A 23,326-nucleotide genomic window follows, 5' to 3' on the forward strand; every position below is an offset into this window, starting at 1 on the left:
TTACGCGGTGGATTTATTGGAGAGTGCTATGTCAGGAATAACTCAAGATTTGCGGTGTTGGTGTACTAGTTTGGTGATGGGAGGTGTGTTAATTGCTTCTTTGCAAGAGCATGTCTTTGCCCAAATTACCCCAGATAGTACCTTGCCTAATAATTCTGTCGTTACCCTAGATGGGAACACACTCAATATCACAGGGGGAACACAAGCAGGAAGTAATTTGTTTCACAGCTTTAAGGAGTTTTCTGTACCTACTGGTGGTACTGCTTCCTTTAATAATGCTGTTAATATTCAAAATATTATCAGTCGGGTAACGGGTGGGTCAGCTTCTAATATTGATGGATTAATCCGAGCCAACGGCACAGCCAACCTATTTCTGATTAATCCCAATGGCATTATCTTTGGACAGAATGCACGATTAGATATTGGTGGTTCATTTTTAGCAACCACAGCCAGCAGTTTCAAATGGAGCGATGGTAGCACCTTCAGTGCCACCAATCCCCAACCTCCCTCTGAGTTACTAGCAATCAATCCTTCCGCACTGTTTTTTAATCAACTACAAGTTGCCAGAATTGAGAACAGGTCAACCACCGATGCAGGAAATAATCTTCAAGGGCTGAGAGTCCCAGATGGGCGAAGTTTGGTGTTAGTGGGTGGAGATATCGTCCTTGATGGTGGCTCCTTGAATGCGGCGGGTGGACGAGTGGAATTAGCAGGAGTCTCTGGTAATGGGACTGTGAAACTAAATGTTGATAGTCAGAACTTAAGTTTAAGCATCCCTAATGGTGTACCAAGAGCCGATATCTCTTTGAGCAATGGCGCACTTGTGGATGTGCGTGCTGGTGTGGGAGGCTCGATTACGGTCAATGCTCAGAATTTAGAGTTAAAAGGAAAAAGTCAAATTGTTGCTGGAATTAAGTCAGGTTTGAGTACAGTAACAGCTACAGCAGGAGATATCAATATTAATGCTACTGATACTGTCTCCTTTGATAACAGTTACGCCAGAAACAATGTAGAACAGACAGGTGTAAGCAAAGCAGGAGGTATAGAAATTACCACAGGCTCGTTAGAAGTTACCAATGGTGCTGTACTTTCGGCAAGTACCTTTGGAAAAGGAGATGCGGGCAGTGTCACGATTACTGCCACTGATGGTATTAAGTTTGATGGAATTAATAGTGGTGCATTCAGCACAGTGCAACCGGAAGCGGAGGGCAAAGCCAAGGGTGTAGCGATTACAACAGGCTCATTAGCAGTTACTAATGGTGCCGTACTTAGTGCCAGTACCTCTGGAAAAGGGGATGCGGGCAGTGTCAACATTACCGCTACTGATAGTATCAAGTTTGATGGATGGGGGAGTCAGGCAGGAAGCTTAGTCGCCCCGGAAGCGGAGGGCAAAGCCGGCGGTGTAACGATTACCACTGATTCGTTAGCAGTTACCAATGGTGCCCGACTTGATGCCAGTACCTTCGGAAAAGGGGATGCTGGTAGTATCAACATTACCGCTACTGATAGTATCAACTTTGATGGATTGGGTAGTGGGGCATTCAGCTCAGTGGAATCTGAAGCGGAGGGCAAAGCCGGCGGTGTAACGATTACTACTGGTTCATTAGCAGTTACCAATAATGCCTTCCTTGATGCCAGTACTTCTGGAAAAGGGGATGCTGGCAGTGTCAACATTACCGCCACTGATAGTGTCAACTTTGATGGATTTGGGAGTGAGGCAAGAAGCCGAGTCAACTATGGAGCCGAAGGCAAAGCCGGGGGTGTAACGATTACTACCGGTTCGTTAGCCCTCACCAATGGTGCCCGACTTAATGCCAGTACTTCTGGAAAAAGGGATGCGGGCAGTGTCAACATTACCGCCACTGATATTGTCAAGTTTGATGGATGGGGGAGTGGTGCATTCAGCACAGTTGCTTATGGAGAGGGCAAAGCTGGGGGTGTAACGATTATCACTGATTCATTAGCAGTTACCAATGGTGCCCGACTTGACACCAGTACTCTTGGAAAAGGGGAGGCGGGCAGTGTCAACATTAACGCCACTGATAGTATCAAGTTTGATGGATTGGGGAGTGGGGCATTCAGCGCAGTTTTCTCTGGAGAGGGCAAAGCCGGAGGTGTAACGATTACCACCGGGTCATTAGAAGTTACTGATGGTGCCTCCCTTAGTGCCAGTACCTATGGAAAAGGGAATGCGGGCAGTGTCAACATTACCGCCACTGATAGTGTCAAGTTTGATGGATCGTGGAGTGAGGCAGCAAGCGTAGTCGCCTGGGGAGCAGAGGGCAAAGCCGGGGGTGTAACCATTACTACTGGTTCATTAGAAGTCACCAATGGTGCCCAACTTAATGCCAGTACTTCTGGAAAAGGGGATGCGGGCAGTGTCAACATTACCGCCACTGATATTGTCAAGTTTGATGGATCGGGGAGTGGTGCAAAAAGCCGAGTCTTCTCTCAAGCAGAGGGCAAAGCCGGGGGTGTAACCATTACTACTGGTTCATTAGAAGTCACCAATGATGCCCAACTTGATGCCAGTACTTCTGGAAAAGGGGATGCTGGCAGTGTCAACATTACCGCCACTAATACCATCAAGTTTGATGGATCGGGGAGTGAGGCAACAAGCCGAGTCAACTATGGAGCCGAGGGTAAAGCCGGGGGTGTAACCATTACCACAAGCTCGTTAGAACTGACTAATGGTGCTGAACTTAGTGCCAGTACCTCTGGAAAAGGGGATGCAGGCAGTGTCAACATTACCGCTACTGATAGTATCAAGTTTGATGGAAGTTCCAATGGTGCAAAAAGCCAAGTCAACCCTGGAGCCGAGGGCAAAGCCGGAAACGTATCAATTTACACTGGCTTGTTAGAAGTTACCAATGGTGCCCAAATAAGTGCCAGTACCTTTGGAAAAGGGGATGCTGGTAGTGTCAACATTACTGCCACTGATGGTATCAAGTTGGAGGGATCGGGTAGTGGGGCATTCAGCTCAGTGGAATCTGAAGCGGAGGGCAAAGCCGGCGGTGTAACGATTACCACTGATTCGTTAGCAGTTACCAATGGTGCCCAACTTAATGCCAGTACTTTTGGAAAAGGAGATGCTGGTAGTGTCAACATTACCGCCACTGATGGTATCAACTTTGATGGTTCGGGTAGTGGGGCATCTAGCTCAGTGCAACCTGAAGCAGAGGGCAAAGCCGGCGGTGTAACGATTACTACTGGTTCATTAGCAGTTACCAATGGTGCCCAAATAAATACAAGTACTTATGGAAAAGGGGATGCTGGCAGTGTCAACATTACTGCTAACACTTTTGAAGCAAGCAATGGTGGTCAAGTATCTACCATAACTTCTGGTCAATTCCAGGCAGGTAATATCATATTCAAAGTCAAAGACAAAATCACCCTCTCTGGTTCTCTAACTGGTCTATTTGCCCATACCCTGGAAGGTTCAACTGGCAATGGAGGTAGTATATTCATAGACCCCAGAATCATGACCATTCGAGATGGTGCTTTCATAGCTGTTGGTAGTCAAGGAAAAGGTATTGGCGGTGATATCCATCTCACAGCAGGCTTCCTCACACTAGATGGAGGCACAATCTCTGCCAGAACTCGTAGTAGTAATGGTGGTAATATCACCCTTAACCTGCAAGACTTATTATTACTACGCAATGGCAGTCTAATATCCACCACTGCTGGCCTTGAGCAGTTTGGTGGTAATGGTGGGGACATCATCATCAATACTCCTAACGGCTTCATCGTCGCTGTCCCAAGAGAAAATAGCGACATTACCGCTAATGCTTACACTGGCATTGGTGGAAGAGTAGATATTCAAGCCTTTGGTATTTATGGCATTCAACCCCGCTCTAGCCCAACTTCTCTGAGTGACATTACCGCTAGTTCTGAGTTTGGTATAAACGGCACTGTAGAACTTAACACACCTGATGTAGACCCTAACAATGGCAACATCAACCTGCCAACAATACCAGTTGACACCGAAGTAGCACAGACCTGTCAAGCTGGTGGAACTTTTGCTAAGAGCAGTTTTACAATCACTGGACGCGGTGGTTTACCACCTAATCCGACAACAGATATTCTAACTCCTGACCTAGTGCATGTAGATTTAGTGGCTCTCAAACCCAGCACCAGAGAAGACAAGATTCCACCTGTTACTATCAACCCTACCGCTACACCAAAACCCATTGTAGAGGCTACTGGGTGGGTGATAAATGCCAAAGGTGAGTTGGAACTTACAGCGAATGCACCCACCACACCTCATGGTTCATGGCAGAACCCTGTATCTTGCCGTTCTTCTTAGATGTTACTGTTCACTAAACATCGCACACCCCGTACCACCAACTGGTGCAGATATTTAGCATTGTTTTAGAAAAAAGATGCACTAATATTTGATGTACCTCATTCACCTCGAAATCGCTGTATATATAACGTTTTGGCACGATGACCCCTATATTGCAATACGCTTGGGTTAAGAAATTTATCCGTTAAGGCAGGCTGTTCTTGAGCAGGGGATGCTGGCGTTGCAGGGGGAGAGAAAAAAGCTTAACTGAAATTTAAACGTGAGAATAAATCTAAAATCCAAAATTGCGTGGCTTTTTCAAAACTACATGGAAAGAATTTAAATATCCCGTAATGGTTTTAGCTAATGTTTTTTGCTGTTTTTTTGTAGTTATTGCCATTACTTGATATAATCTTCCTTCGGCAACATACATTCTACTTCTAGTAATTTTCCCTCCAGAATTGATATACTCAATTTCTTTACCAGGATGATTATTAGAACTACGAATATTTCTTTGACTAATTAAATTACTTTTTGTAGTCTTTAAAGCCATATCTCGTGCATTATTAAGTAAAGCTTGGGGATCAGTTACTTGACCATAACTATAAGGAAAATCATTGTAAGCAACTACATAAGCTACTTGCTGTTTTGGTGGTTGAGCGACAAATATTTGTAAGGTAATTTCCCCCATGTAAGTTTTTTGGTATTGAATATTTCTATTGGGGTTTCCCGGCATCAAAATACTAAAGCGTCCATCTGGTGCAGTGTATAACTTCCATTTTGGCTGCACGGGTTGAGAAACCTTTGGTTTAACAACAGTCGCCGGAGGTTTGGGTTGAGAAACCTTTGGTTTGACAACAGGCGTGGTAGGTTTGGGTTGACGTGCTTCCACAAAAACAGAGCCACCACAAACGAGTGTGGCGGCGATTAGTGGCAACAGACTTTTAATTGTCATATTTTTTGCCTTTTGAGATGCCGATCTCACTGATGATGCTAGCTGTTATAACCTAGCAGCACATAAAGCAGCACCTATTAGCCCCACTTGTGGGTTGAGGATAATATACACGGGGATCTCTTCAAGGAGGCGGCGCATCCTGCCTTTTTGGGTGAAATTTAATAAGAAATCGTTGTTTTGAATTAAGGGCAGGATTTTGGGCGCAATTCCACCAGCAATATATAAACCACCATAAGGTAGGAGTTTCAGGGCAAGATTGCCAGCTTCTGCACCGTAAGCCTCTACAAATAATTGCAAAGTTTGTTCACAGAGGCGATCGCGTTTTTCTAGTGCAGCTTTACCAATGACAGCACCAGGATCAACACTTTTCTCTTCTTGTCCGGCTTCTTGTTCCCAAGTTCTAACGACTTGGGCAATATCTGGTGATTCGGCGGCAATTTTGCGATCGCGCAGAAATTGGTAAATTGCCACAATTCCCATTCCAGAAACCACGCGTTCTACAGAAACGCGTTGGATATCATGTTTACCCAACAGGTATTTCAACAATTGAAACTCGATCTCGTTTCGAGGGGCAAAGTCAGCGTGTCCACCTTCTGAGGGAAAAACTTGATAGTGGTTTCCCTGCTTAATTAAAAACCCTTGCCCTAAGCCAGTACCAGCACCAATAATTCCAATAGGGGTTTCGGGTTGAGGTTTGCCAGCTTGCAATGTCAGCAAGTCTTCTTTTTGTAAACCTGAAATGCCATAGCCAACGGCGGCGAAGTCGTTAATTAAAGAAATATGCGGGATACCCAATTCTTCTTCTAAACGTTCGGTATCTAGGAACCAGGCTAAATTGGTGAGTTTGGCAGTATTTTTGACAATGGGGCCTGCGATCGCAAAACAAGCCTTTTCTGGTATGGATGTATTAGCTTTGACCAAAAACTGCTGCACTATCGGTACTAAATCAGGAAAATCAGCACTGTGGTAACTTTCCTGATAAATAGTATGTATTGCTGATGAGTCTGATGTTTCAACCAATTGCAGAATAGTTTTCGTACCGCCGATGTCTCCTGCTAGTAACAAAGTCATAGAATTTATTGGTGAATTAAATTACTTTTTTTGTAAGATATACCCAACCTAGCAGAAGTCATGAACGCAAATCTCTATCAGAAGTTTAAGCAAATCGAATAACTTCTTCTATGTGGGTTAAATGGGAAGTATCTCCTTTTAGTTCTAATAACCATTCTGGATCTTCGCGTACCACTTTTACTAAGGAACATAAAGAAGCTTTAACTTCTGTTTTAGCAATTTCGCCTACTAACCCCATTGCTCCGCCCAACACAGATGCACCATGTGCCACTAGTAGGATATCCTCTGGGAAGAACTCAGTAGCTAAACATCTCGCAGTTTGCCCAGAACGTTCTCGCACTTTTTCGTGAGTTTCAGGATATTTGGCGGCGATGCGGGAAGTGTAACTGGTGTCAATTCTAGGGAATAACTTTGCTAATGCTGGAGTTGAGAGTCTTTCGGGTTCTTCTGTCATCCAAACTGGATTTAGCCATTCACTCAAGCCTGTTTCGAGTTTGATTGGTAAGTTGAGCATTTCTGCAACTGCGTTTGCCGTTTGTACGGTTCGCAGGAAAGGAGAAGCGAAAATATGTCCAATCTTTTCTCCTTTCAATCGTCTAGCTAACTGTTGTGCCTGCACCATACCATCATCAGACAAGGGCGGATCATAGCGTCGTTCGGCGGTGAGGAACCAATCAGGGTTTACGAAGTCGAGGCGGTTAGCGTGTCTTGCTATCCAAACTATTTGACTCATGGGTTTAATTATTCCGGTGAATAGAATTCGCCGCTAAACAAATATATAGATATCTGCAAGGAGGGCTGCAAATATTAATATATGACAAAAATCGTAATAATATTTAATAATAATAATGATTAGGAAAAGTTATAAATGCTATCAATGTAGTTTTACTTAAAGCCTTTTTAGCCAAGTGTCTAAAGCAATATCGACTATAGTAATTTGCTGAAATTGCTTACAACTTCAACCATCCAAATAATTGCCCTACAGTTAACTGAAGATCATTAACTAAATCGGGAACTGGTAATATTTCTTGGTCTTCTTGTAAAAGTTCTGGTTGCTGCTTTGGTGGATAGATTAAAACAGAGCGATCGCCTGGATCAATTAACCAACCTAAACGACTACCATGTTTTAAACAATGTAGAATATTTCCGGTTACTTTAGTCTGGCTTTGATCTAGCGACAGAATCTCAATTGTCCAGTCTGGATAAGTCTTGAAGACATTAGCTACATCTCCACCTTCATCTATGGGAATCCGTTCCCAAGCAAACACAGCTACATCAGGTACAATTGAACGTCCGCCAAAAGTACACCGCAGTTCTGGAAATGCAAGGGCAATTTTTTGAGGTTTAGCTACAGAATTGATATTACTGACTAATTCACCCTGAAGAATACTATGTTTTCCTTGAGGCATGGGCTTTTGAATAATTTGACCATTGATGTATTCTGAGCTAGGCTTTGTTTCTGGTAGTTTCAAAAATTCTTCTAAGGTTAGGGGTTTAGTTGCTGATTTTACCATGTGCTTGTACCTTCCAAATTTTCATGTAATGAATTATCCTAAATAAGCTTTTTTAACTCGCTCATCACTAATTAATTCTGATGCTGCACCCGTTAAAGTTATAGAACCAGCTTCCAAAACATAGCCGCGATCGGCAATTTGTAGAGCCAAATTCGCGTTTTGTTCAACTAACAAAATAGTCACGCCTGTAGCCCGGAGATTTTCAATAATCGAGAAGATTTCCCGGACGATCGCAGGTGCTAAACCTAAGCTAGGCTCGTCTAAAAGTAATAGCTGTGGTTTACTCATGACAGCACGAGCGATCGCTAGCATTTGTTGTTCACCACCACTGAGGGTTCCTGCTAGTTGATTGCGTCTTTGTGATAGGCGTGGAAATAGCTCAAATTGACGCTGGATATCTGCTTTTACCTCAGCTTGATTGGAGCGAATATAAGCACCTAAAAGCAAATTATCAAATACTGTTTGCCGCGCTAATACTCTGCGTCCTTCAGGACAATGAGCGATACCAAGTTGGACAACTTCGTGAGTTTGGCGGCGGTTAATATTATGTCCATTATAGATAATTACGCCACTTTTAGGATTAACTACTTTAGATATGGCACGGAGTGTAGTAGTTTTACCAGCACCATTAGCACCAATTAGAGTAACTACCTCGCCTTTTTGAATAATTAAATTAATCTTTTTTAGAGCTTGGATGCCGCCATAATTAACATCAAGTTCTTGAATTTCTAAAATTGTATAGTTTGGCTTACTATCGGCTTTCATCGGCGGTTTACATCCAGAAATGTTGATTCAAAACCTAAGATACATCAATCATACATTTCTTAAAACAGTGCGTAGACATTGCTGCAACTTCAAACCAACGCCATAATACCGCAATCTTTATGATGTACCATTAATTACTGATAAATATATCAAACGTCCTGTGGCAAAAGTAGCAGATATTGGTAGCAAACGACTTATTAATTTAGCTCCCGACGCATGGGTAAAGTGGGTGACTCAGCGTCCTGAAGTCGTGGCGAAAGAAATTCTCGGCTCTGAGTTTCACTGGATTAGCCGCGAAACAGATGTGTTGGTGAAAGCATACAGTGCTACTCATGGAGATTTTCTGGTACTTAACGAACTACAGTTGCGTTACACGGCACAGATGCCTCTACGGATGAGAGCCTATGCTGCCTTGGCACAAGAACGCTATCAATTGCCAACTTACCCAGTACTAATCAACATTTTACCGCCACCATCTAACTTAACTATTGTCAATAGTTACGAGCAGGAATTTTTGGGATTACGTGCTATCCAAGATTATCGCGTGATTAATTTGTGGGAAATCGATGCTGAAACAGTATTTGAGCAATCACTACCATCCTTGCTACCCTTCGTGCCAATCCTGCGAGGAGGGGGAGAAGTATCAGTTGTGCAACGCGCATTACAGGCGCTAAGAGCAGATGCAGAGTTGAACGAGTTAGAATCATTGCTGGCATTTTTTGCTAGCTTTGTGTTAGACACGCCTTTAGTGCAACAAATCATGAGGTGGGATATGGCAGTATTGCGAGAATCGCCTTGGTATCAGGAAATTGAGCAAAGAGGTATTCAGCAGGGTGCGCGACGGCAGCTAATCCGAGTATTGGAACAACGCTTTGGCGAAATTCCTCATGAAGTGGAAATAAGGCTTGAGGGCGAGAGTGTGGAACAATTAGAAAGCTTAATGGATAGCGCGATCGCAGTGAATTCTTTAGATGAATTTATCCAAAGTTTGTCTACATGAATTCCATAGAAAATTTCAAGTTACCATAAATCTCACTTATTGAGTGCATCTATACCTTAATGACGAAGCCTGCTGATGTTAGTACTAAAAAATTAATCAGCCTCGCACCCAATAACTGGGTAAGATGGGTAACCCAGATTCCTGATGTTGTTGCTGGGGAAATTCTAAATAGTGAATTCCAGTGGATTAGCCGGGAAAGTGATGTTTTAATCCGTGTCAGTAGTCCCCAACATGGAGAATTTTTGCTTCTCAACGAATTGCAATTACGCTATCAATCCCAAATGCCGCGTCGGATGCGTGCTTATGCTGCATTAGCAGAAGAAAAATATAACTTACCAATATATCCTGTTCTCATCAATATTCTTAAAACTGGTAACAACGAAATACCCACAAGCTTTACATCAAATATTGCAGGATTACGGGCAATACAAGATTATCGGGTAATTAACCTGTGGGAAATTGATGTGAATATTGCTTTTCAACAACCCTTACCATCCTTACTGCCATTTGTACCCATTCTCAAAGGTGGTGAAAATGAATCTATTATTAGAGAAGCATTGCAAATTCTCCGTGCTGATGAACAACTTAACCAACTGGAAACAGTTCTAGCTTTTTTTGCTACGTTTGTTTTAGAGAATACGCTCGTTCAAGAAATCATGAGGTGGGATATGTCCGTATTACGTGAATCACCTTGGTATCAAGAAATTTTACGCGAAGGAGAAGCACGCGGGGAAGCACGAGGGAAAGCAAGCGGGGAAGTAAGCGGGGAACTGCGAGGAATACTTTCTGCGATTGAAATTAATTTAGAGTTGAAATTCAGCGATCGCGGCTTAAATTTGATGCCACAAATTAACCAGATTCAAGATTTAGAGCGTTTGAAAACAATTTTACGGAATATTGTAACTGCAAATACTATTGAGGAATTGCAACAGATTTTGTAATTCTCAAGTTAGTTATCATTCATTTCCCAAATAAGCTTCAATTACAGCCGGATCGTTTCTAACTACAGATGGTTCACCCAATGCAATCAATTGCCCAAAATCTAATACTGCAATGCGATCGCACAAACCCATAACTAAGGGTACATGGTGTTCTATAAGGATGATCGTTAAATTGAAGCGATCGCGCAGGCTACGGATAAATTCACTGAGTTGCTGTTTTTCGTTGGGGTTCATCCCCGCCGCAGGTTCATCGAGAAGTAAGACTTGGGGTTGTAATGCTAAAGCGCGGGCAATTTCTAAGCGACGTTGATCACCGTAGGCGAAGTTTTTGGCTTTTTCATGGGCGCGATCGCTTAATCCTACCAAATCCAATAAATCTAAAGCTTTCTGCTTAGTTTTAAGTTCTTCTCTAGGTGCTGGTGGTAATCCCAAAACTCCTGTAATCATATTACTTTTAGTGTGTAAATGCCGGGCAATTATCACATTTTCTAACGCCGATAATTCCCCAAATAAACGGATATTTTGAAAGGTACGGGCGATACCTAAAGCAGCAATTTGATGAGGACGCAGTTGGGAAATTTCTGCACCTTGATAAATTAATTTCCCGCCAGAAGGGGGAATGAAAGCAGTAATCAAATTAAACAGTGTTGTTTTGCCAGCACCATTAGGGCCAATCAATCCAAAAATCTCATGTTTATTTACACTAAAAGATACATTATTTACCGCCACTAAACCACCAAAACGGCGAGTCAATGCTATTGCTTCTAAGACAATACTGCTGTTAGCTTCTGGAATACTATGTGACATTTTTGCATATTATTATGAATATAAAACTGAAGCAATAACTCTCTAAAACTTTTCTTACTTCGCGCCCTTTGCGTCTTTCGCAGTTCGTTTATTCATGATTTTCCGTTTTTGAAAAATATCTGGAGTAATTAGCCCTTGCGGGAAAAATATTGTACCTACTACTATTAAAAAACCAAAAATAATTAATCTCCCATCGCGCAAAAATTGTGCTAGCCAATTAGGTAAACCAGCAGTATCAGCTAAACTTCGCAGAATCTCTGGTAAGGCTGTAAATACCATACCTCCAACTACCGAACCTAAAAAAGTTCTTGAACCACCAATCAAAACAAAAGTTAAATATATAATACTAGAATCAAAAGTACCTTGACGAGCATTCCAGGTATTAAGGAAGTGGGCGCTAATTGCACCTACAACTCCTGCAAGTATAGCCCCTAGTGTAAACGCCAAAACTTTGTAATAAGTAGGATCAATTCCCATTGCACCCGCAGCTAATTCATCTTCGCGGATAGCAATAAAAGCTCTTCCTACACGGATGCGTTCTAAACGATAAAACAGCACCATACTAATTAATAGTAAGGGCAAAGCAATCCATAAATATTCAATTGGTGTTTGGAAAGGTTGAGGAATGCCAAAAATTCCCACAGCACCGCCTGTAATATCTAGATTGAGAGAGATAACGCGCAGAACTTCTACAAAAGCGATAGTAGCGATCGCTAAATAAATTCCTCGCAATCTCAACGCTGGAATTCCTACTATTACACCCAAAAAACCACAAATTACACCAGCAATTAACATCTCCAATAACAATAATGGAATGGGAAATAAACTACTGCTAGATGTAAAAACCTTTGTGGATAAAATTGCTGCAATATACCCACCTAAAGCATAAAACCCTGGACTAGCTAAAGACAATTGTCCTGTCATTAGCGGTAAGTAAAGCGATAATCCTATTAGCGCCCCCAATACCATAGAGACAATTAGAGAACCATAAGTAGCGAAAAAATCAGCCATTTTAAAAAATTTTGATTAAGCTTAATTAAACTATCGCTTTTATAACCTATTAAGCTGTTAATATTTGATCTGCTGTCAGCGCCAGTTCGGGAAAAGTTCGTGATACAATTCGTTCTGAACCTCTAAAAAGTGTCCGTTGATATTTTCCCTCAGCATCTAATAGAAAAACAAATACAGCCGGAACTTTTGGATTTCCCAAATATTCTCTTAGCCCAATTGCCAAATAATCTACAATCCAATATTCTGTAATACCTAAACGTTGATACTCATCCAATTTATCAATGTAGTCATCTTCCCAATTGGTTGATGTTACTTCTACAGCTAACTGGATAGGTTCTTCAAGTGCAGAGTAAGCAGAACGATTTGAGCGCCATGTATCTTTATCTATGACACTTACATCAAGCTTACGCCCTTGTTCTACTTCATTAGCAGTTATAGTTTTAAAGACTGCTGTATTATTAACTACATAATTTAAGTTTAGTCGCCTAATTTCATCATTGAAACCAAACAATATAAAATTGGCGACATCATCATGATTTCTAGTTGCACGCACCTCTACACCCGGATTTCTCACCACATCTCGAATAAGTCTGCGCTTGAGCAGGGGAGCAGGGGAGCAGGGGAGCAGAGGAGAGTTCAATGTGCCTTGTTCTTTCCCCTCTGCACCTCTGCCCCTCTGCCCCTCTGCCCAATATCCCCTCAAGCTTGTGAGAAATGCGGGTACAATTTCTCTATCTACAAGTTCATATAAACCTTCTTCTGGACACTGTTCTAAAAATTGCTCAAAAGTTAGTTTTTGTCTGGTGTATGTTTTCATCGTGCTACGTCTATTTAAACTTTTTGAATAAACCGCCGCCCTAGCAAACCTTGGGGTCTAACTAATAGCATAATAAACAAAATTCCAAATGCTACTGCGTCTTTATATCCAGAGAATTCCGAAGGAACAAACGCCTCGACTAATCCAATTACTAAGCCTCCCACCACTGCACCGGGAATACTACCTAAACCACCTAAGACAATTACCGCTAAACCGCGCAAACCAAAAGCAATGCCGAAATATGGCCCTGCAATACTAACACTAGAAGCAACTAGAGTTCCTGCCAATCCTGCTAAAAAACTGCTGATGAAGAATGTTAGGATGATAAAGCGATCGCTATTAATTCCTAACAAACTAGCTGTAGTTGGATCTTCTGCGATCGCTTGCATTGCCTTACCATATTTAGTTCGATTAATAAAATAGGTAAGAATTGCCACAATTACAACTGATACAGCAAAAATTACCACTTGAACGCTGCGAATCGGAATTGGATTTTCTGGAGTACCAAAATTAATCGCAGGTGGCAAATTACCGTAAGTATTTGCGGGGTATGTGTAACTTTCCGCGCCTACTAAATACTGAATTAAATTTACAATTACTACTCCTACCCCCAAGCTAGAAACAACAGTTAGCAAGGGATCAGATCCCTGACGGCGCAAAGGTTGAAAAGCCACCCGTTCCATCACTACCCCTACTAATCCTGCCAAGGTACTTGCTAAAATCAAAGCTATAGCAAATGGTAATTTTATCGGCAAGGCTGCATTAGCTAGTAAGCCGTTAAACCCAAAGTTACCACCTATGAGTGCATAAGTGAAATATGCACCCAAGGTAAAAATCGCGCCATGAGCTAAATTAATGATGCCCAAAATAGAATAAACTAAGGTATATCCCAATGCAAAAATTGCATAGATACTACCGATAGATAATCCGTTCAAAAATTGTTGCAGAAATAGAGTTATATCCATAGTGCAACTATTTTATAAATACGAATTTTCCAGTGTTTCCATCTTTATCCATCTTAATTTGGGCGACGTAAAATTCTTTTTGAATTACATCACCGACTGGTGTAAAAGCAATTTCACCTAAAGGAGTATCATACTTTCCAGCTAGTATTTCCTTGTTCAATTCTGTCCGCAGTTTATCAAGAGGTAATGTGCTGATTTTGGTTTTCTTATCCAACGCTCTCAGAGCTTCAACATATACCTGCACCGCAGCAAAAGATTGACCAGTAAATTGGGCTGGTTCTTTCTTATATTGCTCAATATAGGTTTGGCGAAATACCTTATTAATCTCACCAGGATATTCAGGACTGTAAGCTTGGGCAATCAGCACACCATCGCAAAGTGCTTTACACACTGATAAAACATTTGGTGTATTTAGACCATTACCACCAATAATTATGCCTTTATAACCCAGTTCTCGCAGTTGTCGCACTAAGTTACCACCATCAGCAGCTAATCCCGAAATAATTACCAAATCTGGTTTTAAGTTAATTGCATTGGTAGCTTGGGCTTGGAAGTCTGTATCAGTAGTTTGGAACTTTTGAACTGTTACTAATTCTAGTCCTTGTTCTTTTACTGCTTTTTGAAAAATCTCCGTTTCCGATTTATTAAATGCATCATTTTGGGCGTAAAAAACTGCGACTTTTTTAATTTGAGGATTCTGCTTGAGTGCAGCTTTCAGCGAATTAGGAGCAACTATAGAGACGGGGGCAGATACACGGGCTACATAATCACCGATTTCTGGAATTCCTTTTGCGGTATTTGATGCACCAATAACTGGGACTTTAGCACGTTCGGCGATGGGGTCAGCACTAAAAGCTTGCTGTGATAAAGTAGGCCCAACAATACCGACAACTTTATCTTTGTTAATTAAAGTTTGAAAAGCGTTAATTGCTCCAGCTTCATCACCGCTAGTATCTTGAGTTACCAATTTAATCGGAGTGCCATTAATACCGCCTTTACTGTTGAAATACTTCTCGGCAATTCTGGCTCCCACAAATCCCTCTTGACCAAGTAATGCTACGTTGCTAGTTTGTGCTAAGGCAATACCGATGGGAATAGCACCCGATGTAGTCGTAGTCTGGGCGGTGTTAGTTGTAGTGTTATTTGTAGTACTATCTGGAGAATTTGCCACAGAGCCACCGCCACCACCACAGCCTGTTAGTAGTAAAGCGCAAGTTGATAATAATGCTGTTGTCTGAGCGATCGCGTTGTTCATCGTTAGAGAATCATGTAGTTATTAGATATTCGGCAAAAGCTTATAGTAATTTTCATCATCTGCAAAGAAATGACGCAGATTTCCACTTTTGCACGAATTATATTAAATCATTCTTATTTGACCATGCGAACACAAATATTCAAAGTGTTTGTAAATACAAATTATAATTAGCCATGATTTTATCATTCCCAGGTCAAACTTGGGAATCGTTAAGCGTCAGCGCCCTCAGGTGTCAGATGTTCGAGTCAAACTTAAGAGTCTATTTATAAAGTAAGTATTAAAGTAGGGTGTGTTACGGCTATGCAAAAATTTGGGACTTTGAAAGAGTACAGATTAGCCGTAACACACCATGTATTTCGGTGCGTTAAGCGTTATAACGCACCCTACAATTTAAGGTTTACTTTATAAATTATCTCTTAATCTAACGGCTGATAAGAGCAATTCTATCCCACAAATGTTCTGAGTTTGAAGTGGCTATGTAAAGGATTGTAACTGATTTCTGTAACTTTTAGAATTGAAACTGAATCAGAAATAGGTACGTGGTTTCATCGTACAATACCAGCCAAACTGAAATAAAAATTCAGGAATTAAAACTTTACATCTGTCTAAATCTTTCCAACAAACACAAGAGCAGTATTAAGGAGGAAAACATTAGATTTTATGAAAAAGAAATTTACAATTTTAGCAGGCACAACATCGGTAATTTTATCTCTGGTAAGCCAACCAGTTCTTGCAGCTTGGAGTGGACCTCAATATCTGGGAGGTGTATACTCCTCAGATCCTAGTTGCACTTCTTTAGGTATAAATCAGGCGATCTGTGCTGGTCTAGGAACTGATCGTGCACTTTATGTGAATCGGTTTAATGGCAGTTCGTGGAGTGGACCTCAATATCTGGGAGGTGTATACTCTTCAGATCCTAGTTGTACTTCATTAGGTATAAATCAGGCGATATGTGCTGGTCTAGGAACCGATAATGCACTTTATGTGAATCGGTTTAATGGTAGTTCGTGGAGTGGACCTCAATATCTGGGAGGTGTATACTCCTCAAATCCTAGTTGTACTCGCTTAGGTTCAAATCAGGCGATCTGTGCCGGTCTAGGAACTGATAATGCACTTTATGTGAATCGGTTTAATGGCAGTTCGTGGAGTGGACCTCAATATCTGGGAGGTGTATACTCTTCAGATCCTAGTTGTACTTCATTAGGTATAAATCAGGCGATATGTGCTGGTCTAGGAACCGATAATGCACTTTATGTGAATCGGTTTAATGGTAGTTCATGGAGTGGACCTCAATATCAGGGAGGTGTATACTCCTCAAATCCTAGTTGTACTCGCTTAGGTTCAAATCAGGCAATCTGTGCCGGTCTAGGAACCGATAATGCACTTTATGTGAATCGGTTTAATGGTAGTTCGTGGAGTGGACCTCAATATCAGGGAGGTGTATACTCTTCAGATCCTAGTTGTACTTCCTTAGGTATAAATCAGGCGCTCTGTGCTGGTCTAGGAACTGATCGTGCACTTTATGTGAATCGGTTTAATGGCAGTTCGTGGAGTGGACCTCAATATCTGGGAGGTGTATACTCCTCAAATCCTAGTTGTACTCGCTTAGGTTCAAATCAGGCGATCTGTGCTGGTCTAGGAACTGATAATGCACTTTATATTAATGCTGGCCCATAGTTACAGAAGTTTTTCTCTAGGGTAAAGGGTAGGCTTAGTTTAGGACATCAGTTAACGAACACTTTGATAAATTGCTCTCTCCAGTTATGCCCTTCCCCTTCTTCAGTAATTTAAGATTTTTTGAGTATTAGGCAGGTAAAATTTATCAAGCCCTTTTTTCGCTACCAGCTAATTCCTTAGGTTCGTAGTGACGACAACCATTACATGGGCCTTGGGGATTGACAGCACAACGCATGTAGCCAGATCGGGCATTAAATTTGCAGCTGATATCGCCAATCAGATAACCCACCCCTTCTAAATAATAGCGATCGCCTTCTACAGGTCTGATGTTTTGTCGTCCCTGCATCGGTGGAAAATTCATGGCTGCTTGCCTCATTCGTAAGCGCGATCGCGCATGGGTTTTGCGGATCGCCCACAAAGAAATCAGGGACGGTAAAAAACCAACGGCAATCACTAAAAGTGTCTTTAACACCTTCTTTTTACCTCTTCTGTGCGCTGATTGATTGTCCCTGATGTTGCACTCTGGTTTTACGGAAGTGCAAATATTAGGGCAGGCTTGCCTACTTCCTACCACAGTTTGTAGCAATTAGCAATGGTAATGTGGTGAGTAATTTTGAGGAAAAATTTCCTTCTGCCACTTCAATCAGCATAACTGTTAAAACCTCAGAGGTGATCTGCCGTTGAATGTTGATAATTTTAAGATTTGTTGACTAATACCTTTTTGAAGAAGTGTTTTATGTCAGGTTTAGCCCCGTTCTTGTTTTTTCTGTGTCGCTGCGATGCTAATCTTTTTTTGGTTTGCTGACGAAGTTGCTGTGCTAGCAGTGCGGCTTCCCTTTCATTTTGGAGTAAATCAACTTTTCGCGTTGTCAAAATAAATGATTTGTTAGACTTTCGTTTCACCCAAGGGACGCTAACTGCGAAATACTGACAAATATTCTTGCATAGCTCCTTTATCAAGAGTGGGCAACGTTTTTGAGTATTCAATGTGTTAGCGATCGCTTTCAACTCTAATATCGCTGCTTCTAACTCTTGTGCCATCTGATTGATACGTTCGACTTGGGTTATAAAACGCTCCCGTTCACTGATGATTTTTTTTTCTTGGGGTTGCAGTGGCAATATAGGAGTAATTACAGATGTAGGCTGGAACAGCAAAATGGGCTTTTTGTCCGTATCTTGGATTTTTTTCATACTACCTCAAGCAAGGCTAGCTGACTTTTAAAGCATTTTAGCAGCTAATTAGTATATTTGTACTATATTAAGTGTGATACCTAAAAAGAGAAGCAATCGCAAAGGTTTAGAATTGCCGCAATACTTGTCGGTTAAGGGGAAAGAAAAAACCTTTAACCTTTTCCCCAAACCCAATTCCGAGTTGAAAATCCAAAACCCGAGCAGTATTGAGGATTGCCGCGCTTTGCTTGCTTCTGACTAAGTATTAAAGAATTTCTAGTAAAAAAAAATCCCATCGCAAGGTAGCACACCTGTGCTACCGTACAGACGGACAAATTAATTTGGGATAATTATTTTTTGGAAGTCCCTTAATATGGAGTGCTAGTGCCTTCAATAAACTCAGGGGGTAGCACATCATTAAACAATAATTGTTGTAACTCGACACCTTCGGGACGGCTCCAATCCTTAACCAACTCAGCAATCAAAGTGATTGTAGCAGTTAGCACAACTCCAGAATCACGCATCCGTTGCCGTGCTAAATCTTCAGAGAGATAGAATGGTGAACCAGAAGCATCCATAACTGCTTGAACACTGTAGCCCTCGCGCACTGCGCTGATAGCCGGATAAACTAAGCAAACGTCCGTAGTTACGCCAGCCATAATTAAATTACTACGATTTGTATCTTTGACTGCTTGAACAAAGTTCTTATCGTCCCAAGCATTTACAATGCCTGCACGCTTGATTCTTAACTCGTAAGCTTCAGGTAGGCTTTGTGCTAAAGCAGTCATCAGCAAACCTTGAAATCGATCTTCTTGGCTACTTGTCAAAACCACAGGTATCTTAAGTACCTTTGCTACTTTTGCAAGTGCAAGAGTATTCTTCTCTACCTCAGTCAGAGGCAAGTTCTTGATCAGCTTCATAGTGCCAACTTGATGATCAATCAGAAGCATAGCCGAGTTTTCTTGAGTGAAGTCAGAAAATTTCATTGTGCTGTTTTCCTAGTTGACCGTTGATATAATCTCAGAAATCTCTAGACTTCATTCTGAAACGAACATCAAGCATTGCACAAGTAGGAACACAAGTGTACGTAGCATCTATCCTAAACATGGCTCAATCACCTCAAATCCTCAACTCACATCCTTATTTACGGCAGACACTTGAACTAGTTTCTAACAAATGGGTTACGGCAATCATCTACGTTTTATCCCAAGGTACGAAACGCTATGGTGAGTTGCATAGAGAAATTGGAAACGTTTCACAACGAATGCTAACCCGTACTCTGCGTGATTTGGAGAGAGATGGTCTTGTGAAGCGTAAAGTTTATCCTACTAATCCTCCCACAGTAGAGTATTCCTTGACATCGTTGGGAGAAACGTTGGTTGAACCACTTCGGCTATTATGCCAGTGGTCAATAAATCACTTTCATGAAGTAGAAACTGCCAGAGAAAATAAAAAGTAAAAACAATCATATAGACAGATTAATTATTATTGTTCGATTTCTCAAACACTTTTGGAAAAGCTTTCACAATTAAGAAACTCTTGATTATTTTATTTGTAGATTTCTCTTTATATTCTGTTATATATCCGAAAATCATTGTACTCGTAAGCTAATTTAGATCCGCCAGGGATGATAATATTTTTAATATAGTTATTTGTGATTAATTATCTTATTTATGAAATTAAGAATATACGAAATAGCTGATACCGAAGAAATTATGAAATTGTTCTACGACACTATTCATGAAGTGAATATTCACGATTATACACAAGAACAGGTTGATGCTTGGGCACCAGCAAATATGGATATTGACGTATGGATTAAAGGTTTAGGAAGTAAGTTTACTTATGTAGCAGAAGAACAAGGTAAAATTATTGGTTTTGGGGAATTAGAGGCTAATGGACATATTGACCGTTTTTACTGTCATAAAGATTTTCAAAGAAAAGGGATTGGTAAGAAAATCTTAGAACAGCTTGAATCAAAAGCAAAGTCTTTGGGAATTGAAAAGTTATTTGTAGAAGTTAGTATTACAGCCAAACCTTTTTTTGAAAGACATCATTTTATTGTTATGAAACAGCAAGAAGTAGAACGTAGAGGGCAAAAACTAATAAATTTTATTATGGAAAAATCAATTTAATAATTAACCTGAATTCGGTTTAAGGACTTTGAGATAAAAGACATTCCATCCAATACTTGTCGGGTTTTGGGAAAAAGAGAAAGAAAAAGTATAGATAAAAAATGCTCTAAAAAGCACCATTTAAAATCTGATTAGCAGTCAAGTTGAAATCTGGAAAAGTAGGGGATATAATACGTTCCGAATTCCTAAATTGAGCAACTTGATATTCTTCTTCAACTAAATGATAAATAGAAATGGTTGGTTGTTTGGGATTACCAATAAACTTTCTGGCTCCTAAGGCTGCATAATCAACTATCCAATATTCAGGAATTTTCATTGCTTCGTAATTCCCTAATTTGGTATAATAATCATCTTCCCAGTTTGTACTTACAACCTCGACGATCAAAGGAATGGATTCACTTTGAGTCACAGTAGATTCTTTTTCCCACAATTCTTCATTTGGCAAATTAGCATCGTTGATTAATACGATATCTGGCAAGTAACCTGATGATTTTCTCCGTGGTTTTACTAAAGCTGTTTTGGGGATAAAGTATGGTAGTTTCAAGCGCTTATATTCAACGGTAATTTCTCCTGCTAAAAATTCCGTAACTTTTTCATGCTTTCCACTCGGTTGAGACATTTCTACAATTATCCCATCGTGTAATTCGTACCGTTTTCCGGTGTTTTCCGGCAGCCACGCAATAAATTCTTCAAAAGTCAATAGTTTGGGTAAAGCTTGAGCCATATCAAAACCTCCGCTTGTTTTGACTTTACCATTACCAATGGAAAACCCCGCCGTCTATTTTCTCGCGGTGATAAGGAATATCGTGATGTTGGTTATGAATCAATACGGTTCAGTTAAGGCTAAAACTCTTTGTCAAACTCAATTTTTTTAACGAACCGCCAAGGACGCCAAGAACGCAGAGAGAAGAAAGAAATGCTTAACTGAACTGTATTGGGTTATGAATGTCGTGATTTTAGCCAAAACAATAAAATTGCCTCTCACCTACCCGCAGGGAGGGCAAACTTTGCCTATGTAGATGCGTTTATGCAGTGTGCAGCAGGCAATTTCATTCGCTTGGGCTTAAGTTGACACTTGCGCTGCGCTTCCGTGCAAGACACTTTGCGAACGCGCACCAGGCAAAGAAGCTCAAAAATCAAATCAGATTGCTATAGGATTAAATTTCTCTCAATAACTGATTAATTTTAATTTGCAGTTTTTCCCGTAATTGTTGTGCCTGCCGATAAGTTATTTTACGCTCTTTGTTTGAATGGTTGTGCAATTGTGCTGGTTCCAAAGGCTGAATAAAGTAATGCAGGCGAGTTCTCATTGCCCAAACTCCCATTGACGGAAACAGAATTAAGGCAAGCATTAAAGGCGAGATAGGAAAAAAGGGTAATTTGATTAGCTTTTGTAATTTTTTGAAATTAATAGCCCAAGGATGTAAAGATTCACTACCGATGCAAACTACTGGCAGAATAGGAATTTGATAGCGATCGCTCAATTTAATAAAACTCACATCAAACTTTTCTAGTTGATAGCGTTTCCTCCAACCTTTCCCAAGGCCGCGGATACCTTCAGGTGCATATAAGAGAATTTTACCTTGGGCGATCGCTATAGACGTTGGCACAGCGATCGCTGCTTCAAAATCATCTAATTCGGCTCGCACACCACCCAAAACCTGCGACCATTTAGGTGGTAGCCACCAAATTATCCAAGGATGTTCAAACAATGTAGGACTTGCTACGGGTTGTATTACCCATCCTCTAGCTTTACTTAATAAATAACCCAAGGTCAAAAAATCCCAAGGAAAACTCATCCCTGCGTGGTTCATTGCCACAATCAATGGCCCTGTTTGCGGCAAGTTTTCAACTTGTTGTAATTCTCCACGAAAATAGTATTCGACAATGGGGGCAAGAACTTCTTTGCGAAAAGCTTGTTGATATTTGGGATCAAATTCACTAACTTCTGTTCGAGGTGAACGAAAACCAAGACGCAACCAACGACTCAGCAGCGCCAGATAAAATCCGCCAGGAATTAAAAATAATCCATATTCAAGCCAATTCCAACCGTCTGGATCGGTATGATAGTGCTGCCAATGACGGTTAAATATAATCAGCCAGCCTGGAGGATACCAAAGACAAAACCAATCAAACCAGCTAAATATATAGCCTTTAACTGGTGCATTTTCTAGCTGAGTCTTTAGGAGGTTTTCAGAGTGTTGATTTGTCAAAACTAATGATATTAATTAAACACAAAATAAATTTTATTTAATTTATTATAGCTTTATAGATTTACTATTGGGATATTACTGTGTAAGTAAATTTAACTACATGTTTTGTAAATAGTATTTAAGTATGTTATGAAGCATGAATATACAATACATCAGGCATAGATTTTTAGCAATGCATAAACCTTTAAAATTTTTATGATTTTTCATAATTATACTATCTTGGCATTACGCACCTAAAAAAATTTAATTTTTATTTTATAGTTAGCTAATACAGTTATTTTGTCTCAACAATTTTTTGTCGCACACCTTAAAACAGTTAACATTTATCAGAAGTATGGCGAGGACTTAAATCATTGAACAGTAATTAATCAAAACTGATAAGTAATATTAGTATTCAGCCAAAAGATGAAATTGATAATAACTAATGATAGTTTAAATTCTTCCTCAAGTTGGAGACAAATGGCGAGACATCTGTCTTACTCTGCCTATTATGGAACTAGGAAAATCACTAAAAATCTCAGATTTAATCCGTGAACTTCGGCAGCAGCTCGATCTCTCTCAGGAAAAGTTTGCAGCCAAGTTGGGAGTTTCTCTGCGAACAGTTAATCGCTGGGAGAATGGATCTTCAGTGCCTTCACAGATGGCACTAAAGCTAATTCAAGAAATGTTACAGAAAATGGGCGAACCAGGCAAAAGACTACTGACCGAGTATCTCCTAAAGGCGGAGCAACGGGAGGACTCTTAA

At 40.6% G+C, this 23,326-nt stretch carries 22 protein-coding genes; 7 read left to right on the top strand and 15 right to left on the bottom strand.

Features of this window, described 5'->3' with window-relative positions; all coding sequences use genetic code 11:
- The first annotated feature begins 28 nt into the window (after positions 1-28).
- On the top strand, positions 29-4,306 hold the full coding sequence (locus tag RMY00_RS24345; RefSeq protein ID WP_322650006.1) for a filamentous hemagglutinin N-terminal domain-containing protein: 4,278 nt from the start codon (positions 29-31) through the stop codon (positions 4,304-4,306).
- A 271-nt stretch (positions 4,307-4,577) separates the two neighbouring features.
- Here the strand turns inward: RMY00_RS24345 and RMY00_RS24350 are convergent, their stop codons facing one another.
- The 5 genes from RMY00_RS24350 to RMY00_RS24370 all read right to left on the bottom strand — a co-directional run bounded on the left by RMY00_RS24350 (position 4,578) and on the right by RMY00_RS24370 (position 8,590).
- The gene (locus RMY00_RS24350) at positions 4,578-5,240 is read right to left on the bottom strand and encodes a hypothetical protein (RefSeq protein WP_322650007.1); all 663 of its coding nucleotides are present in this window, start codon (positions 5,238-5,240) and stop codon (positions 4,578-4,580) included.
- 45 nt (positions 5,241-5,285) lie between these two features.
- Positions 5,286-6,311, bottom strand: a complete 1,026-nt coding sequence (locus RMY00_RS24355) for a glucokinase (protein ID WP_322650008.1) — start codon at positions 6,309-6,311, stop codon at positions 5,286-5,288.
- Between the two features lie 85 nt (positions 6,312-6,396).
- Positions 6,397-7,044, bottom strand: coding sequence for a histidine phosphatase family protein (locus tag RMY00_RS24360; RefSeq protein WP_322650009.1), 648 nt, complete (start codon positions 7,042-7,044; stop codon positions 6,397-6,399).
- Positions 7,045-7,261: 217 nt separating this feature from the next.
- On the bottom strand, positions 7,262-7,825 hold the full coding sequence (locus tag RMY00_RS24365; protein WP_322650010.1) for a Uma2 family endonuclease: 564 nt from the start codon (positions 7,823-7,825) through the stop codon (positions 7,262-7,264).
- A 33-nt stretch (positions 7,826-7,858) separates the two neighbouring features.
- Positions 7,859-8,590, bottom strand: a complete 732-nt coding sequence (locus RMY00_RS24370; RefSeq protein ID WP_322650011.1) for an ABC transporter ATP-binding protein — start codon at positions 8,588-8,590, stop codon at positions 7,859-7,861.
- Positions 8,591-8,750: 160 nt separating this feature from the next.
- Between RMY00_RS24370 and RMY00_RS24375 the strand changes: the two genes are divergently transcribed.
- Together RMY00_RS24375 and RMY00_RS24380 are read left to right on the top strand one after the other, a co-directional pair.
- Positions 8,751-9,590 carry an Rpn family recombination-promoting nuclease/putative transposase gene (locus tag RMY00_RS24375; protein WP_322650012.1) on the top strand — a complete coding sequence of 280 codons (840 nt, stop codon included), beginning with the start codon at positions 8,751-8,753 and terminating at the stop codon, positions 9,588-9,590.
- A gap of 59 nt (positions 9,591-9,649) precedes the next feature.
- Positions 9,650-10,531, top strand: coding sequence for an Rpn family recombination-promoting nuclease/putative transposase (locus tag RMY00_RS24380; protein ID WP_322650013.1), 882 nt, complete (start codon positions 9,650-9,652; stop codon positions 10,529-10,531).
- A gap of 15 nt (positions 10,532-10,546) precedes the next feature.
- On the opposite strand, the gene RMY00_RS24385 is transcribed toward RMY00_RS24380, so the two are convergent.
- From RMY00_RS24385 to RMY00_RS24405, 5 genes are read right to left on the bottom strand one after another with little or no spacing between them, the layout of a single operon-like run.
- Complete coding sequence (locus RMY00_RS24385; RefSeq protein WP_322650014.1) at positions 10,547-11,338, bottom strand: ABC transporter ATP-binding protein; 792 nt, start codon at positions 11,336-11,338, stop codon at positions 10,547-10,549.
- A 54-nt stretch (positions 11,339-11,392) separates the two neighbouring features.
- A complete protein-coding gene (locus RMY00_RS24390; RefSeq protein ID WP_322650015.1) occupies positions 11,393-12,349 on the bottom strand; it encodes a branched-chain amino acid ABC transporter permease in 957 nt (318 codons plus the stop codon).
- A 49-nt stretch (positions 12,350-12,398) separates the two neighbouring features.
- Positions 12,399-13,166, bottom strand: coding sequence for a Uma2 family endonuclease (locus RMY00_RS24395; protein WP_322650016.1), 768 nt, complete (start codon positions 13,164-13,166; stop codon positions 12,399-12,401).
- Between the two features lie 14 nt (positions 13,167-13,180).
- Entirely contained in the window at positions 13,181-14,131 is a 951-nt protein-coding gene (locus RMY00_RS24400) for a branched-chain amino acid ABC transporter permease (RefSeq protein ID WP_322650017.1), read from the bottom strand.
- A gap of 7 nt (positions 14,132-14,138) precedes the next feature.
- Positions 14,139-15,386, bottom strand: coding sequence for an ABC transporter substrate-binding protein (locus RMY00_RS24405; protein WP_322650018.1), 1,248 nt, complete (start codon positions 15,384-15,386; stop codon positions 14,139-14,141).
- A 660-nt stretch (positions 15,387-16,046) separates the two neighbouring features.
- Between RMY00_RS24405 and RMY00_RS24410 the strand changes: the two genes are divergently transcribed.
- The gene (locus tag RMY00_RS24410) at positions 16,047-17,063 is read left to right on the top strand and encodes a hypothetical protein (protein ID WP_322650019.1); all 1,017 of its coding nucleotides are present in this window, start codon (positions 16,047-16,049) and stop codon (positions 17,061-17,063) included.
- Positions 17,064-17,208: 145 nt separating this feature from the next.
- Here the strand turns inward: RMY00_RS24410 and RMY00_RS24415 are convergent, their stop codons facing one another.
- The 3 genes from RMY00_RS24415 to RMY00_RS24425 all read right to left on the bottom strand — a co-directional run bounded on the left by RMY00_RS24415 (position 17,209) and on the right by RMY00_RS24425 (position 19,219).
- Positions 17,209-17,535: a DUF6464 family protein gene (locus RMY00_RS24415; RefSeq protein WP_322650020.1), complete on the bottom strand. Its 327-nt coding sequence runs from the start codon at positions 17,533-17,535 to the stop codon at positions 17,209-17,211.
- Between the two features lie 224 nt (positions 17,536-17,759).
- The gene (locus tag RMY00_RS24420; protein ID WP_322650021.1) at positions 17,760-18,254 is read right to left on the bottom strand and encodes a hypothetical protein; all 495 of its coding nucleotides are present in this window, start codon (positions 18,252-18,254) and stop codon (positions 17,760-17,762) included.
- 347 nt (positions 18,255-18,601) lie between these two features.
- On the bottom strand, positions 18,602-19,219 hold the full coding sequence (locus RMY00_RS24425) for an isochorismatase family protein (protein ID WP_322650022.1): 618 nt from the start codon (positions 19,217-19,219) through the stop codon (positions 18,602-18,604).
- Positions 19,220-19,338: 119 nt separating this feature from the next.
- Between RMY00_RS24425 and RMY00_RS24430 the strand changes: the two genes are divergently transcribed.
- Together RMY00_RS24430 and RMY00_RS24435 are read left to right on the top strand one after the other, a co-directional pair.
- The gene (locus RMY00_RS24430; RefSeq protein ID WP_322650023.1) at positions 19,339-19,692 is read left to right on the top strand and encodes a helix-turn-helix domain-containing protein; all 354 of its coding nucleotides are present in this window, start codon (positions 19,339-19,341) and stop codon (positions 19,690-19,692) included.
- Positions 19,693-19,906: 214 nt separating this feature from the next.
- A complete protein-coding gene (locus RMY00_RS24435; RefSeq protein ID WP_322650024.1) occupies positions 19,907-20,368 on the top strand; it encodes a GNAT family N-acetyltransferase in 462 nt (153 codons plus the stop codon).
- A gap of 106 nt (positions 20,369-20,474) precedes the next feature.
- Here the strand turns inward: RMY00_RS24435 and RMY00_RS24440 are convergent, their stop codons facing one another.
- Entirely contained in the window at positions 20,475-21,092 is a 618-nt protein-coding gene (locus tag RMY00_RS24440) for a Uma2 family endonuclease (RefSeq protein WP_322650025.1), read from the bottom strand.
- Between the two features lie 433 nt (positions 21,093-21,525).
- On the bottom strand, positions 21,526-22,581 hold the full coding sequence (locus tag RMY00_RS24445; protein ID WP_322650026.1) for a 1-acyl-sn-glycerol-3-phosphate acyltransferase: 1,056 nt from the start codon (positions 22,579-22,581) through the stop codon (positions 21,526-21,528).
- A 490-nt stretch (positions 22,582-23,071) separates the two neighbouring features.
- Between RMY00_RS24445 and RMY00_RS24450 the strand changes: the two genes are divergently transcribed.
- Entirely contained in the window at positions 23,072-23,326 is a 255-nt protein-coding gene (locus RMY00_RS24450) for a helix-turn-helix domain-containing protein (RefSeq protein WP_322650027.1), read from the top strand.

This window comes from Nostoc sp. ChiVER01 (assembly GCF_034531155.1).
Taxonomy (GTDB): domain Bacteria; phylum Cyanobacteriota; class Cyanobacteriia; order Cyanobacteriales; family Nostocaceae; genus Nostoc.